General features: G+C 33.3%; 11 protein-coding genes. 6 read left to right on the top strand and 5 right to left on the bottom strand.

Annotation, left to right across the window (positions count from 1 at the left end; translation table 11 throughout):
* The 3 genes from QWY88_RS01870 to QWY88_RS01860 form a co-directional block, all read right to left on the bottom strand.
* Positions 1-1,671: a CheR family methyltransferase gene (locus QWY88_RS01870; RefSeq protein WP_304543467.1), complete on the bottom strand. Its 1,671-nt coding sequence runs from the start codon at positions 1,669-1,671 to the stop codon at positions 1-3.
* On the bottom strand, positions 1,668-4,793 hold the full coding sequence (locus tag QWY88_RS01865) for a response regulator (RefSeq protein WP_304543465.1): 3,126 nt from the start codon (positions 4,791-4,793) through the stop codon (positions 1,668-1,670). Before QWY88_RS01865 ends, QWY88_RS01870 begins: the two co-directional genes overlap by 4 nt.
* Positions 4,794-4,908: 115 nt before the next feature.
* Positions 4,909-6,492, bottom strand: coding sequence for an EAL domain-containing protein (locus QWY88_RS01860; RefSeq protein WP_304543463.1), 1,584 nt, complete (start codon positions 6,490-6,492; stop codon positions 4,909-4,911).
* A 99-nt stretch (positions 6,493-6,591) separates the two neighbouring features.
* Between QWY88_RS01860 and QWY88_RS01855 the strand changes: the two genes are divergently transcribed.
* A complete protein-coding gene (locus QWY88_RS01855) occupies positions 6,592-7,260 on the top strand; it encodes a uracil-DNA glycosylase (protein ID WP_304543461.1) in 669 nt (222 codons plus the stop codon).
* 32 nt (positions 7,261-7,292) lie between these two features.
* Here QWY88_RS01855 and QWY88_RS01850 read toward each other — a convergent pair whose 3' ends face one another.
* A complete protein-coding gene (locus tag QWY88_RS01850) occupies positions 7,293-7,724 on the bottom strand; it encodes a response regulator (RefSeq protein ID WP_304543459.1) in 432 nt (143 codons plus the stop codon).
* A 246-nt stretch (positions 7,725-7,970) separates the two neighbouring features.
* Here QWY88_RS01850 and QWY88_RS01845 point away from each other — a divergent pair, with 246 nt between their 5' ends.
* From QWY88_RS01845 to QWY88_RS01835, 3 genes are all read left to right on the top strand, one after another.
* Positions 7,971-9,119, top strand: a complete 1,149-nt coding sequence (locus QWY88_RS01845) for a hybrid sensor histidine kinase/response regulator (RefSeq protein ID WP_304543457.1) — start codon at positions 7,971-7,973, stop codon at positions 9,117-9,119.
* A gap of 9 nt (positions 9,120-9,128) precedes the next feature.
* Positions 9,129-12,071 (top strand): MASE1 domain-containing protein, encoded by a 2,943-nt coding sequence (locus QWY88_RS01840; protein WP_369811202.1) that lies wholly within the window; start codon positions 9,129-9,131, stop codon positions 12,069-12,071.
* A 181-nt stretch (positions 12,072-12,252) separates the two neighbouring features.
* The gene (locus QWY88_RS01835; RefSeq protein WP_304543455.1) at positions 12,253-13,545 is read left to right on the top strand and encodes a hypothetical protein; all 1,293 of its coding nucleotides are present in this window, start codon (positions 12,253-12,255) and stop codon (positions 13,543-13,545) included.
* On the opposite strand, the gene QWY88_RS01830 is transcribed toward QWY88_RS01835, so the two are convergent.
* Positions 13,525-13,899 (bottom strand): YbgC/FadM family acyl-CoA thioesterase, encoded by a 375-nt coding sequence (locus QWY88_RS01830; protein ID WP_304543453.1) that lies wholly within the window; start codon positions 13,897-13,899, stop codon positions 13,525-13,527. The genes QWY88_RS01835 and QWY88_RS01830 overlap by 21 nt on opposite strands.
* Before the next feature lie 239 nt (positions 13,900-14,138).
* Between QWY88_RS01830 and QWY88_RS01825 the strand changes: the two genes are divergently transcribed.
* Positions 14,139-14,495, top strand: a complete 357-nt coding sequence (locus QWY88_RS01825; RefSeq protein ID WP_304543451.1) for a cupin domain-containing protein — start codon at positions 14,139-14,141, stop codon at positions 14,493-14,495.
* A gap of 28 nt (positions 14,496-14,523) precedes the next feature.
* Positions 14,524-15,579 (top strand): peptidase M42, encoded by a 1,056-nt coding sequence (locus tag QWY88_RS01820; protein ID WP_304543449.1) that lies wholly within the window; start codon positions 14,524-14,526, stop codon positions 15,577-15,579.
* The last annotated feature ends 2 nt before the right edge of the window (positions 15,580-15,581 follow it).

Below are 15,581 nucleotides of genomic sequence, written 5' to 3'. Positions count from 1 at the left end.
TTATACTACCTTTTGAAAAATCCTGCTCTCTATGTCAACAACTTTAAACCTGTCCCTAAACTCAAATAATAATGTTTCACTTGTACCTAATTGTAAATAACCGCCTAAAGATAAAGAATCGTAAAATAGTTGAAAAACTTGATTTTGCAATTCATCATCAAAATATATTAGTACGTTTTTACATAAAATAAAGTTAAACTCATTAAACGAACTATCTGTAGCGAGGTTATGATGAAAGAACAGTATCTTTCTTCTAATCTCCTCTTTGATAGAAAAAAATGTATCTTCAAGTTGTATATTTTCATCAAAAGGTTTATTTTGCAGCACTGCTTGAGCATTTAAACGATTTGTAGCAAGATGTTCTACAGAATATAAACCGTTTCTGGCGATCTGAACCATCATCTCGTTGATGTCGGTTGCATAGATTAATGAGTTTTCCAAGAGTTCATCTTCATGCAACATCATCCCTAACGAGTATGCTTCTTCACCGCTTGCACACCCTGCAACCCAAAATTTTAAATGAGGAGAGACGCTTTGTTCCTGTTGTATAAATCGATTTAAACCTTTAAAAGAGTGTGGTTTTCTAAAAAACTCCGTGACATTCACTGTTAATGCGAACAAAAGCTTTTCAAAACGATCTTTATTCAAAATCACACTATGGTAAAAACCATTTTCATTCTCCTTAGTACATCTTTGTATCTCAATATTGAGAAGTCGTTTAAGGCTTTGAAGATTATAATGGGTAAAATCGTATCCGTAAATTTTTTTAAGCAATCTAAAAAACAGGAGCTCTTTGTTTACAAAGCTACTGTCATTTAAAATTCTTAAAAGCTCACATATCACATCTACAGATAAGATATGGGAAATTTTTCCTGACTGGGAGATGCTTGAGGGCATGAGCCTTGCTTCGCACTCCAGAGGTTCCTGTGCAATTATATAAGTCCCTTTTGATAATACATCCTCAACAACGTCACTTCCGTCATGTCCGTATCCACAACTTGTTATACATACGGCATGCGGGCCATACTCTTGTGCGATTGATTTGTAAAGTACACTCACCGAGGGTCTAGAGTAATTGACTCTTGCACTTTGGTCCAGCACAATATGTCCATTTTCAACTTTCATATGATAGTTTGGAGGAGCAACATACACTTTTGCCTTTTCTACTTTTTGCAAATGTTTTGGAGATATAACTTCTAAAGAGGTAAAACGTTGTAAGACACTAGGGAGTAAACTTTCTCCCTCATAACTAGCATGTTGCACAAGAAAAACACTCACATCGGTAGATACTATGCATGAAAGCATTTTTTGAAACATAGACGTACTTCCGGCACTCCCACCCAAAGCTATAACTTTAATATCGCTATACCCCTCCTTATCACAGAAGATGTTCACCTTAATACCTAAAGAGTGTAGATATGAATAAAGTCTCTCTTGTGTTACATCTACTTTGATGATCGGATATTTTTTTGTAGCAAATAACTTTTTCAACCACTCCACCATTTCTCGCGGTACAATATAAACATTCTCAAATATCAACTCTATTTTATGGTCTATACACGTTGTTTCTAAAAATATATCCAATTGTGAGATTGTCTCTTCATCTATCTCACCCTTGATAACCACTTTATGTGTCTCATCATCACATCTATTAAGGAACATCGTTTTCATCTTTTGTATAACCAGCTTTCAACCATACGCTCTAAGTTCTCAAACTCTATCGGTTTTGCCAGATAATCATTGGCTCCAACTTCAAGGGCACGTTCCCTGTCCTCTTTCATAGCCTTAGCACTAATAACTATAATCGGCAAAGTTTCAAGTCCCAACTCTTTACGAATCTGTTTAACCGTTTCATACCCATCCATTTCAGGCATCATAATATCGATCAATACAAGGTCTATTTTCTCTTTTTTGAGAACCTCTAAAGCCTCTGTACCATTAAAAGCATTTTTAACACCGGCACCTGTTTTTTCAAAGAGGGCTGAGAGTGCGAAAATATTTCTAACATCGTCATCAACAATTAAAATATTTTTTCCCACTAGATTGACAGATGCTTTAGGATTTTTCTGACCAGGTTTTTCAAGTATAGTCGTTTCGGTTATGTTTTTCTCAAAGCTGTTTTCAGAGCTATTTGTTAATGGGATTGAAGTTGTTTTGATTTGTTGCAATGGAATTGTGATTTTAAACTGACTCCCCTGTTCTGATGAACTCTCCAGTATAATCTCACCACCCATCATAGCAACAAACTCTTTACTGATTGAAAGACCTAATCCTGTACCTCCATACTTTCTACTACTTGAACCATCCGCTTGACGAAACGGATCAAAAATAATATATTGCTGCTCTTTAGAGATACCTATCCCCGTATCTGTGACCAAAAATACTAAATTCTTTCGAGTTTCATCTTGAAGTATAGTTACAGATACCGAACCCTTCTCTGTAAATTTGAATGCATTGGAGAGTAAATTACGCAACACCTGAAGAAGTTTGTCATAATCAGCTTCAAACTCGCCTTCATACTCATTAGAGACTGAAAATTCAAGCGATCTTTCTTGTGCCAAATAATCAAACTCTTGATGCAATTCAGATACAAGAGTATCAATTGTAAAAACACTATTGTGAAGTTCCAGTTTTCCGGCTTCGCTCTTTGCAAAATCTAAAATATCATTGATTAAGCGAAGCAGATCATTTCCGGACTTATGAATTATCCCTATTTTTTTAACAACCTCTTCATCCTCAGTAGCTTTAAGATCATCGCTAAGGAGTTTTGACAACAATATAATTGCATTAAGCGGAGTACGTAACTCATGACTCATATTTGCGAAAAATTCACTCTTATAACGATTTGCACGCTCTAGTTCAGTATTTTTAAATAAGAGTTGATCTTGTGTTTGTTGCAATTCACCATTTTTAATTTGTAAATCCTGTGCTAAAACCTCAAGATTTTGTTGTTGTTCCTCCAACATTACATTGGACTGTTTTAACTCTTCGCTTTGGTTTTGCAATTCCGCTTTTTGGTCTTGTGTCTGAGCAAGCAGCTCTTTTGTGAGATCGGATTGTATAGCCGGATACAAGAGCGAAGCAAAAGAGTGTATAGCTTCAGATAAAAAATGCAACTCACGGTGCGATAGATCTTCAAGTAAAGCAAACTCTATCACTCCAATCAGTTGATATTTATAGATAATCGGTTCACAAAGAATAGTTCTTGGAGTTACAGAGAGTATTGCAGTATTTATTTTTAAACTTTTTATATCGTCTATATGTAACGTTAAACGTTTTTTCTCTAAAGCACTCTCGCCGACACTCCCCTCACCTAACTCAAAAAACTCTTTAAAATATGATGATTTTTGATAAGCATAAGAAGCTCTAAGTGTAAGAATTTCATTTACGTCGTCATAAATGTAGAGTGCCGCCATCGGGATATTGAGATAAGAGGATAAAAACTCTAAAGCGGTTTTTGAGATGCTCTCTACATCTTCAACCAAGGCTGTTTCATTCATCATATTTGCAACACCGCTTTGAAACCATATAGCGTCGTATAGTTTTTCTAAAAGTACATTTATTGTCTCCACCGTCTCGGCATATGCACCTTCAAATCCTCTGGAATCTATCCGTTTTTCATACTCCAACTCTTCAATAGCATTTTTTATCTCTGTTACAGAATTTGTAAGAGATTGCAGTACATCTCTCTGATGAAGAAGCATTTCATTTATCGGTTCTAGTTCCATATAAAGCTTTGGAGGGCTCTTAGTTGTAAAATTCCCTTGTGAAATATTTTTGGCATTTTCATTAATATATGAAACATTTTTCATGATCTCATTTACGATCATAGTCATTAAAAAGGTTGCACCTAAAATAGTAAGAAAAATTAGAAGAACAACTTTTTTGACATCATTATGATATGGAGTTAAAACTTCATCAAGGTCCACTTTTGTGATCAGGTGATAATGTAATCCCAGTACATTAACAGGCACACTGACAGCTATAACCTCTTGATAATCATAATCTAGACCCCGTATTAACTTCAGCCTTTCACTTTTTACTGCCTGTTCAACAATCTCAGAATGAATTTTAAAATTTTTTGCTTTACCAAAAGTATTAAAAAGAGAGGACTGGGCTCCATTATGAAGTGTGGAACTTTTTACTACATAATCTTCACCTACCAGATATGCTTCTTTACTGATCAGTTCATCTCCGACAATATTCACAAAACGTGAAATATTTTCATACGATATTTGCATAACGACTACTGCTAAGTTTTTTCCATCTTTATCAATTACAGGCATTGCACAAAAAAGAAAAGGTCTATTGCCGCTAATAGTATATATCCCCATATCACTCATATAAACTTTTTTTGTCTCTAATGCCTGTATGTATGCCGTTGCAAGCTTTGTAGTCTTTAAAGCGGAAGAAGAAAGTACATTTTTACCCAAATCCGATTCTTTAAGAGCAGTATATACAATTTGTCCATCTTTGGCATCGATTATAAAAAGATCGTAGAGTTCATGCAAACGTGTATAATTTTTGAAATAGCTATCATTTTCTTCATATAGATTGTTTGTTTGTTTTGAAGGGGTATTTAAAAGAGATGAAGTAAAATCTGTAAGTTGAGTGTTTTTGGTAAGAAGTTCTAACTCAATTGCTTTAAATTTTATATAACGTTCTATAGAACTTTTTTTTATCTGCGTTGCAATCTCCAGCTCTTGATACCTTTGTTGTATCAAAGTGTTTTTTGCATCAGACAATATTTTTGCACCGATAGTTATCCCCATAAGGATAAACAATAAGATCATACTGACGATTAAATTATTTTTTAAGGACTTAAATCTCAACATGTGCATCTTCTTATATGTAGAGCTGCACCCATTGTATCATAAAATAACTAAAAAAGTTAAAATCCAGTGTTATCTATACCGGTGAAGCCTCCGCGTAAGTAAGAGACGGTCGATCAATATAAAAACCTTGAGAATAATCAATACCGAGATTTTTTACCTGTGTAAAAATAGTACTGGAAACTACATACTCGGCTACTGTTTGTACACCAAGCTTTTTAGCAAGTGCTACGATAGTTTCAACTGCAATGAGAGAAGTTTTATCTGTACTTATTTTTTCAATTAAAGAGCCGTCGATTTTGATGTAATCGACTTTGAGATTAATAATGTGTGAGAAGTTAGAGTACCCGCTTCCAAAATCATCAATGGCGATTTTAGCCCCTCTTCTTTTAATCTCCTCTATAAATCTGCCAACTTTTCTAAAATCCAAAATAGCTTCTGATTCTAAAAGTTCAAAAGTGATTCGAGACGGTTCAGGGAAATTTTTAATTTTTTCAACAATATATTCAAAAACTTCATTGTTCATAATATCTTCTATTGAGAGATTTATACTCACCTCATGATCATTGTTTTCAAACTCTTTAAAAGCTTTCTCGATTATTATTTCTGTTACTCTGTTATAGATCTTCAAACTCTTGGCAACCGGTATAAAGACCTGAGGAGAGATAACATTATTATCTTTATCTACTAAACGAGCTAAACACTCATACTTATTTACAACCCCTTGATTGTTGTCATAAATAGCTTGATAATATGGCACGACTCTATTGTTATAGATTGCTTCTCGTACAACTTGTGAAAGTTGTAGATTTTTTTCATATTCATTTTCAAAGTTCATAGAGTCTTCATAGATCCAAAACGGCAGTGAATGGTCTTCTGCATATTTTAATGCCATAGATACTTTTGAAAAAAGGTTCGTGTTATCTTGTGAGACTGAAGATGACAAAGTAAAGTTAACAAAGATATGAATATCTTGATATGTAATTATCAGATTTTGTAAAGATTTATAGAGGTCGTTCAAGTAGGTTTTTAATCTGTAAAAATCGTACGTATCGTCTAAAATTACCGAAAATTCTGTTCCTGAAAGTCTATATATCGAAGTTTCTTCAAAAATCTCTTTTAAAAATGTACTTACATACTCGATCACATAATCACCGACTACAAAACCGTAAAAATTATTGATCGTTTGAAAATTATCGATTTTTATAAGTACTAAAGTGTTATTATCATCATCATTTTGAAGATCTTTTCGTAGTTGATATAAGTTTGGAAGATTAGTTAAATGATCTGTAAAATATCTTAAAAAGAGTTGGTTTCTATACTCGTCAATATTGTTGTGTGTCTTATCGTACATGGTATATAGTTCATCTAAAATCTCATCACTACTATGCTCGCTATCTTTTACATCATAATCATACACACTCAAGTTTGTTGTATTTCTATCATCATGCTTTAAAAGAACAACTTTGGCATCTGGAAAGTTTTTATCAAGTTCCCGAATTAAGTTTTGTACTAAAACAGTATTATGTATATATGAGGTGATATGAAACAACGGTACCGTGTTGCAACACCTTTTTACTTCATCGATCACATCCATTACTTCCGTCGAGGATTTGATCTTAAAACGATTTAATTTTAATTTTTCATTTGTTTTTGCCATAAATGTCCCTATCGATTTGTAATCATAACATATTTCTAAAAATATCAAAGTATATTTTAATAGCAGTTTCTATATACTCTATAAAATCTTTTTACGTGTATGGTGGTAACATTGAAATCTTTCCAAAATCTTGTTTTATTACAAAATCTATACAGATTAAAACATATTGGGTTTGAATATATTGACCATTTTGAAGTAAATGAGAAAAAAAACTACGAGAAAGCAAGAACTTTAGAGGAACTCGTTTCAAACATTCGTTCCTGTTATCTTTGCGATCTCAGCAAATCAAGAACGCAAAGTATGAGTGGTTTCGGCAATCAAAACGCTTCGCTGTTTATACTCGACTATGTCGTTTCCCAAGCTCAGGATACGGCGAACAACTACTTTGCAGGCAGAAGCGGAGAGACTTTAAAAAAGATGATTGAAAATGTACTGGAGCTGAGTACCGATTCTATCTATATGACACATGCGATCAAATGTAAACCGCTTCAAAGTAATAAACCATCGGAATCTGAATGGAGTTCTTGCAAACATTACCTTTTTTCTCAGCTTGAATTTGTTGCACCGAAAATTATAGTCACGCTAGGGGAAGATGCATATATCCACCTCACAGGTGATACAAATAACTTTGAGAGTGTCAGAGGGCATGTAATAGACTTTAAAGGATATAAACTCATCCCTATCTATCACCCTCAATATCTCCTGAGAAATCCCGAATCTAAAAAGATCACACTAAATGATTTAAAAACTATAAAGAGTTGTTTATAAATCTTTAATATATCTTTTCTTGCTCTTTTCCTTTACTTCCCATTTTCAACATCAGATAAATTATTGTTCTCTGTTACAAATGTATATATAGCTTCTATAAACTGATTAAGACGGAGCGGTTTTTCCAAGTAAACATCTATACCGGCATTATAGGAACTTTCTTTTATATCATCTTCATTATGTGCAGTAAGAGCAAAAACCTTAATATTTTTATTCATTGACTTTATTTGCAAAGTCATCTTTATACCATCTAAATTAGGCATATTAATATCTGTCAAAATAAGATCGATAAAATTTTCCTGAACCTTTTGTAATCCTTCAAAACCATCTTTAGCAACTATAATATCATCAAAAAAACGTGTAAGTAGTTCCAATGTAAAAGTACGTGATTGTTCATTGTCTTCTATATATAGCAAACGAAGATTTTTTGAAAATGTCAATATTGTTTTCATCATTGTTTCCATACACTTCTCCTTGAATAATTATATTAAGTCCATTTGAGTATTGAAGCAGTATTTCCAATTGAAACTTCATAATTTACTTTAAATATCAGATATTTTTGATACTATCATATCATATTTCTTTTATATAATCATATTATTATGACTCTAAAAAAAATTTCAATAAATAATAAATATTTATATATTATGATATTCAATACAATTACGAAAGAACTATCCTAACAACAATGAGGAGCATCAACGATCAATATGAATATCAATAAATTTACAATTTTATTATTAGATGATATAGAGAGAAACCTTTTATCTGTTGAGGCATTAATTTTAGAATATTTTGACGTAAACATCATAAAAGCGATGAATGGTGAAGAGGGACTCAAAGCTATAGTACAAAACAAAGTAGACCTGATACTTTCAGATGTACAGATGCCCGTAATGGATGGTTTTGAGTTTATTAAAATACTAAAACGAAATAAAAAATATAAGGATATCCCATTTATATTTATAACGGCTATGAATATAAACGATGAGTCTATACAAAAAGGTTTAAAACTTGGGGCATCTGACTATATAGTAAAGCCTATAAACTTGTCTATTTTTACATCTAAACTAAAAGTTTTTATCAATTTATACGAGACAAAGAAAAGTCTAGAACTGGCCAATAAACAATTACAACAGCAATATAAAACACTAAAAGAACATAAAGATCATATAATAAAACAATCTAAATTAGCCCAAATAGGTGAAATGATCTCTATGCTAGCACACCAATGGCGCCAACCTTTGGCATCCATATCCTCAGTCATAGGTATTCTTGTTATCGACGCTGAACTTGACCAACTTGAAAAAGATTATTTACTTGAAAAACTAAATGAGATGTCTGATACGACACAACAGCTTTCAAATACGATTGATGATTTTAGAAATTTTTTTAAGCCGGCAAAAAATAAAGAAAAATTTCTTTTAGCAGATGCCGTAAATGCCACTAAACATATGATAGAATCACAGCTGCATGGGATTGATTTTAAAATTATTGCAGAAAAAAACATAGAGATATATAGTTATAAAAATGAGCTTATGCATGTTTTTTTAAATGTTTTGTGGAATTCAATTGATGCTCTTAAAGAAACTGATACACTCAATGGAAAAATTTTAATAAAAATCTTCCAACAAGAAAATAATTATGCAGTTCTTACTATAGAAGATAATGCAGGTGGAATACCCGAGAAAATAATCAATAATGTTTTTGACCCTTACTTCTCGACAAAATCGAAAAATGGAACAGGACTTGGTTTATACATGAGTAAAACGATTATTGAAGAACATTGTAAAGGTTCTATCAAAGTTGTCAATAATTCTGAAGGTGCATGTTTTACAATAAAATTACCACTACAATAGGTGTTGTATATGATTTCGTTAATATTGAAAATTCTTTTTGTCTCTATCCTTTATTATTGGTCAGCAAAATCAGTTTCAATGCTATCTTTAGTTGAGAGTGAAAGTGTCTTTGCAATTTGGCCACCTACCGGAATCGCATTATCTGCTTTAATAATTTTTGGATATCGTATTTGGCCGGGAATTTTCATTGGGGCATTGATTTTAAATTTAACTCTAACACCTTTACTACCATCCATACAGATTGCAATAACTAACACTATTGGGCCATTAATAGGATTTTGGATTTTAAATAAATTTACTGATAAAAAGATATTTACATCTCTTAGATCTATGCTTTTATTTTTTGTTGCCATAGTTGTTGCTTCACTTGTTACTTCTCTTAGTGGTTCTTTTACACTATTGTTGCATCAATTCATAACGACACAAGCTTTTATGAATGTATGGTCGTCATGGTTTTTAGGTGATCTTATAGGATTTTTATTAATTACTTCACTTGTTATATCCATATTTTCAGAAGAGGAACCATTTAAACATCTATTTTCTATAGAGGGGATATCACTGCTTCTGTTATTGGTAACAAGCAGTTTAATATTTTTTGGACCTCTGGAGTTATTCGATACAGTTCAATATCCTGTTGTGTATTTTTTGTTATTACCACTTATATGGGGAGTATTTAGATTTACAACTGTAATCTCTGTTTCTATGTTATTGTATATCAGTCTAGTTGCAATCTATGGAACTATATTGGAGTATGGACCATTTTTACGTACTGAACCAAACCAGTCGTTATTACTATTACAAAGTTTTATCGGTTTTCTATCAGTCATAATTTTACTTATGATAACTATTTTCAGAGAAAGAGAAGAGTCTTTAAATAACGCTATAAATTTAGCTGCTACTCAAAATGAGCTTTTGCAAAGAAATAGATGGTATAAAGAACTTTTTGATATTTCACCGGTAGGGATTGCTCTAAATAAAATGAGTGGAGAGTTTATAGATGTAAACAGTACACTACATGAAATGTGCGGCTATACAAAAGAGGAGTTTACAAAACTGTCATACTGGGATCTTACACCTATTGAATATGAAGAACAAGAAGCCCTCCAGTTAGAATCTCTTAGAGTAGAAGGAAAATATGGTCCATATGAAAAGGAGTATATCCATAAAGACGGCCACCGTTTTCCAGTATTGCTAAACGGTGTAAAGAATGTAAATAATGATGGTGATGAATATATCTGGTCTGTTGTACAAAATATCACTGAACTCAGTAAAGCTCATCATGACCTGAAAGTAAATGAACTAAAATTTCGTAGAATTTTTGAACAAGCTAATGATGGCATCCTTATTATAGAAAATGGAGTTTTTACTTCATGTAATGAAAAAGCGTTGCAGATGCTCAGATGTGAGAAGGATTATATTATTGGAAAATCTCCAGATCAAATCTCTCCTTTACAACAAAAAGACGGAACACTTTCACTAGAAAAAGTGCTATCACAAAATGAAGATGCATTAAATGGAATATCTAGACTTTTTGAATGGCAACATCTCGATCCTAGTGGTAACATTGTAGATATTGAAGTCAGTTTGGGCTTGATTGGAGATAAAGACAGTACTACATTATTATGTTTATGGCGTGATATTTCAGAGAGAAAGCAATATGAAGAAAATCTTCATAGAGCAAAAGAGAAAGCAGAAAAAGCAAATATATCAAAAAGCCAGTTTCTAGCAAACATGACACATGAGCTAAGAACACCCCTTAATTCAATAAATATTCTCTCTGAATTATTAATGCATAATTCAAACAATAACTTAACAAGCAAGCAGCTAGAACAACTCAATGTAATACATCATGCAGGTAATGACCTTTTACTCTTAATAAATGATATTTTAGATTTATCAAAAATAGAAGCTAATAAGACCTCATTACATCTTAATAATTTAATTTTTCAGGATTTAGTAAATTCTCTAAACCAACTTTTTCAACCGGTTGCACAAGAGAAAAATATAGCTATGGGCATACAAATCTCTAACGATATCGATACAATAATTTACACCGATACGCATAAAGTTATGCAAATCATTCGCAACTTTATTTCAAATGCACTCAAATTTACACATACTAACGGAGAAGTAAATGTAACTATCTCTTCTAGTGACAAACCTGAATATAGTGTGGCTATTTCTGTTGAAGACACAGGTATAGGAATTCCGGAAGATAAAATAGAGAGTGTGTTTAACAGCTTTGAACAAGTTGACGGAACTACAAGTCGAAAATATGGCGGTACAGGTTTAGGATTAGCGATTTCTAATAAACTGGCTCACATACTTCAAGGGAAAATCATTCTGAAGTCAATTATAAACAAAGGCTCTAAGTTCACACTCTATTTGCCTAAAACTATCGATAGAAAAGATATAGACAATGGTCTAATAGAGTGTATAGATAAAGAAAGTATAAGATATAAAGAAGGGGCAGTCCAGAATAATATTCCTGAAGATACTATGGAACAACATATAAATAGCAGCATAATAGAAGACAATAAACAAACTAACGCACAAAATATTACTAAATTCATTAGCGGAAAAAGAATATTAATAGTAGATGATGACATCCGTAATGTATTTGCATTGTCTAGTCTCATTGAAGGCTATTGTGATTCCGATGTTGATATCATGACTGCTTTTAATGGGCAAGAGGCTCTTGAGATAATAAAATCGGAAGAACTCGATCTCGTTTTTATGGACATAATGATGCCTGAGATGGATGGTTACGAGACAATAGAACATATCAACTCTTTAGAGTTGAAAAAATTTGCCATAGTTATTCTCAGTGCAAAACCTCAAGAGCGAGACCAGGAAAAATTTGCTGAGTCTGGAGCAGACTTCTATTTAAACAAACCTATAGATTCAACAGATTTTGAAAATATTATAGTGGAACTGTTTGGTAAAAACTAAATAGTTCCACTATCTAAGAACATTCTATTTTAACTTCATGTTAATTTGATATAATATCTTTATTATAAAAATCCATACTAAAAATAGAGAAATACAACAAAAAGTATGGATAAAAAAATCATTAAAACTTCATAAAATATGGATATATAATAGATTTTAGAAAGACTATAAAGAGTTGCCTATGAAAAAAATATTTTTAATTTTACTATTACCGTTTGCTGTTTTTGCACAAAGTTATCTCGTCTCAGATATCCCTCTTCCAAAGACCTACGTGTTAGATCTTGATCCTTACGAATGTGATGAAGATTGTTTACAAGAGTTTTTAGATAATGAACAAATCTTCTCATTTTTATCGCATGCACAAAGAAAACTGCCAAATAAAGAGCTTGAAGAAGCAAGAATGATCAATGCTGCAATCTTTAATATCGGAGTATTCAATACAAACGGCAACTTCCAAATCGCACTCCTGCTTCCATATAAACGCATCGGGAAATATGCAACATCAACGACAAATGCTGTTTTTGCTTACCTTATGACTAAAAGTACACCGTTTAACATGAAGAGCTATAAGATCGAAGATGAAAATCACGATACGATTGAGACTGCCCTGCAACAGATAGAAGCAGACGGTATAGAGTACGTGATCGCTCCTTTAACTCGTGAAGGGGTAGAAAATATTATCAACATCGATCCCGAATTAAATATCTACTTTCCGACAACAAATAAAAAAGATGTTGAAACAAACTCACCTTATCTCAGCTTTGGGGGAATTGATTACTCTGCACAGAGTGACCTCCTATTAAAAGAGGCTATCTCTCCTTTAATTATCTTTTCAGATACATCTGACACAGGAAAAAAACTAGCCCTTTATCAAGAAGGTAGATTTTTACATCCAGTTGTAGAGGGTGCGGAACCAAGTGCATTTTCAGATGAGCATACGGTCCAAACACCACCAAGTGATGAGAATAAAAAAGTATTGAAGTACTACATCTCTACACGTACGACAAACCTTGAAAACTACCTCAAAGAGAATGAAGATATTGTTGAAGGTTCATTTATGATCAACACTCCTATTATCAAAACGGGAATGATTATGTCGCAACTTACACTTTATGATACAAATGCGACAAATGTACTCTCAACTCAGATCAACTACAATCCCCTGCTCCTCTCTATGACACAATACAGAGATAGAGAGAATATGATCATTGCAAACTCTATAACAAAACAGGATAATATGCAAATAGAGATGAATTCACTGATCGGTAATGACATCAAGTATGACTGGATTAACTATGCGACTATTATCGGTGTAGATTATTTTTACTCGCTCGTTACTGGAGAAGCTCGAGTTTATGATATGGCGATTGAAAATGAGCAAGTGATATATGATATTGAACTCTTACAACCAATGCGAACAAAGTTTGCAAAATATATACCACTCTCAAGGGAGTTAGAAGAGAGAGAGGATTAACTCTTTCGTCTTTTTATCGATCTTTTTAGGTGCCCCTTCAAAAGAGATATGTGCTAAGAGTATCTCTAATTCAAACAACTTTTCATCCTCTTTATACACTGCTTGCTTAAGTGTAAAAGAAGCAGCTTTCATCTGTGTCAGTTCTGTTTTAACCTCTAAAACATCACCTAGCTTTGCACTTTTTAAATAGTCTGCAATAATTTTTCGAGCGACAAAATGTCCATCTTCGAGATACGGCATTAAACCTTTGTCAAAAAAAGCCTGACTTCTGGCTCTTTCACAAAAATTTAAATAGTTTGAGTGATATACAATCCCACCCGTATCTGTATCTTCGTAATAGACCCTTATTTGCATTCTAATCCCTCCTATTTTACAGATTTTTAAAGCTTTTTATTTATTGGTGTAATTGTACTGAAAACAACTACTAAATGTGAAGTTTCTACAATTCTTTGATTTGCTTTTTGTACAAAGATAAGAAGATACGGAAACGTTGTTTTACTAATATCTTATATTAATTATTATTTTATCTAGAAACTTCAGCAAAATAGTATACAATTCATAAATAAATTAAAATTCTTTTCAAGGTTCAAACTATGATAAAAAAATCTATTGAAGATGTAAAGTCTGTCGATCAACAAGCGGGTGAAGGGGTATCTATGAAAATGCTTTTATCTCCTGAAGAAGCTTCCAATTTTGCTATGAGACAATTTTGTATAAAAGCACACGGCCATATGCCACTTCATACAAACAGTGTTGAGCATGAACAGTATGTTTTAAAAGGCAAAGCAAAAGTAACGGTAGGAGATGAGATTTTTGAGGCAAAAGCAGGAGATATTCTTTATATTCCAGCAGGTGTTGCCCATATGTATGAAACGCTTGGCGAAGAGGATTATGAATTTTTATGCCTAGTGCCAAAAAAAGAGGATACTATAAACATCCTTTCTTGTTAACTGCTATATTAGACTAGGAGCGATAATTATGCTGCACGACATCAACGAAGAAGCTATGCTTCATGAGTTTTTCGACATTCTTAAACATCTTATACGTGAACCATCTGTCGTTGGTCATGAACATAGTTTTTTTAGAATTTTACGGCGTGAACTCGAGGAGGTTGGCATTAAGGTGGAGTCGTTTCACGGTGTACTTGTAGCACAAGGAACTCGTCCTGACGATTTCTATCTCTCTGCACATATTGATCGCCACGGTCTATTGTGTACAGGTCCAAATGAATTTGAATATGCCGCTTTTATCACCGCAAACCAGGGTGAGAATATGCTTGAATCAGTTTCAAGCTATATGGTTAGCCAGATCGAAAACCGTTTCCAGGGACAACGTGTTCAAGCACATCTTCCTTATGTCGGTACATATATCGGTCAGGGAACCATTACCAACTCATATATCTGTCCACGTCGAAAAAACCTTATATTTGAAGTAGATGGGCTTGCATATTTGGAACCTGGTACTCCTATCGCTTTCCTTGATAGATTGGTTATAGATAATGATCTCATCTCCTGTCAGCTTGATAATGTGGTGAGTGCAGCTTTAATTATCTATATGTATCGAAAAGGTTTTCAGGGAACGGCACTTTTTAGTGCCCAAGAGGAGTGCGGTCGTAGTTGGCGTTTTACACTATCGTGGTTTCAGCGTCAACAGATCAGTACACAGCGCTTGGTAGTGCTCGATACAAGCCCATATACAACACGTGAAGATGCTGATGCTCAGCAGATTACATTACGTCATAAAGATGCCAATGGTGAGTTCTCTAAAGAGATGACCAATGAACTTGTAGAGCGTTGTAAAACTCTTGGCTTAACATATAGTTTTAAAGATGAATATATCGAAGAACAAAACAAGGTACGGGAACAACCTTATCCTCTAGGACGAACAGAACTAGGACGTATTGCTGCTGCAACGAACGGTGAGATCAACGGTACTACGTTACAAATACCTACAACAGACTACCATACGGCAAATGAAACAGCTTCTATTTCAGCTATTAAAGGGATGTTGCAGTTATTGATGAGTTATGTTTAACT

The sequence above is a fragment of the Sulfurimonas sp. hsl 1-7 genome (assembly GCF_030577135.1).
In the GTDB taxonomy this organism is placed as follows: domain Bacteria; phylum Campylobacterota; class Campylobacteria; order Campylobacterales; family Sulfurimonadaceae; genus Sulfurimonas; species Sulfurimonas microaerophilus.
Note: the sequence above shows the minus strand (reverse complement) of the source record. Positions and strands in the feature narration are given on the sequence as shown.

Bases quoted from the DNA above. Each gene is read 5' to 3' on its own strand.
- QWY88_RS01870 (WP_304543467.1), bottom strand. From the start codon at position 1,671: ATGAAAACGATGTTCCTTAATAGATGTGATGATGAGACACATAAAGTG.
- QWY88_RS01865 (WP_304543465.1), bottom strand. From the start codon at position 4,793: ATGATCTTATTGTTTATCCTTATGGGGATAACTATCGGTGCAAAAATA.
- QWY88_RS01860 (WP_304543463.1), bottom strand. From the start codon at position 6,492: ATGGCAAAAACAAATGAAAAATTAAAATTAAATCGTTTTAAGATCAAA.
- QWY88_RS01855 (WP_304543461.1), top strand. From the start codon at position 6,592: ATGGTGGTAACATTGAAATCTTTCCAAAATCTTGTTTTATTACAAAAT.
- QWY88_RS01850 (WP_304543459.1), bottom strand. From the start codon at position 7,724: ATGGAAACAATGATGAAAACAATATTGACATTTTCAAAAAATCTTCGT.
- QWY88_RS01845 (WP_304543457.1), top strand. From the start codon at position 7,971: ATGAATATCAATAAATTTACAATTTTATTATTAGATGATATAGAGAGA.
- QWY88_RS01840 (WP_369811202.1), top strand. From the start codon at position 9,129: ATGATTTCGTTAATATTGAAAATTCTTTTTGTCTCTATCCTTTATTAT.
- QWY88_RS01835 (WP_304543455.1), top strand. From the start codon at position 12,253: ATGAAAAAAATATTTTTAATTTTACTATTACCGTTTGCTGTTTTTGCA.
- QWY88_RS01830 (WP_304543453.1), bottom strand. From the start codon at position 13,899: ATGCAAATAAGGGTCTATTACGAAGATACAGATACGGGTGGGATTGTA.
- QWY88_RS01825 (WP_304543451.1), top strand. From the start codon at position 14,139: ATGATAAAAAAATCTATTGAAGATGTAAAGTCTGTCGATCAACAAGCG.
- QWY88_RS01820 (WP_304543449.1), top strand. From the start codon at position 14,524: ATGCTGCACGACATCAACGAAGAAGCTATGCTTCATGAGTTTTTCGAC.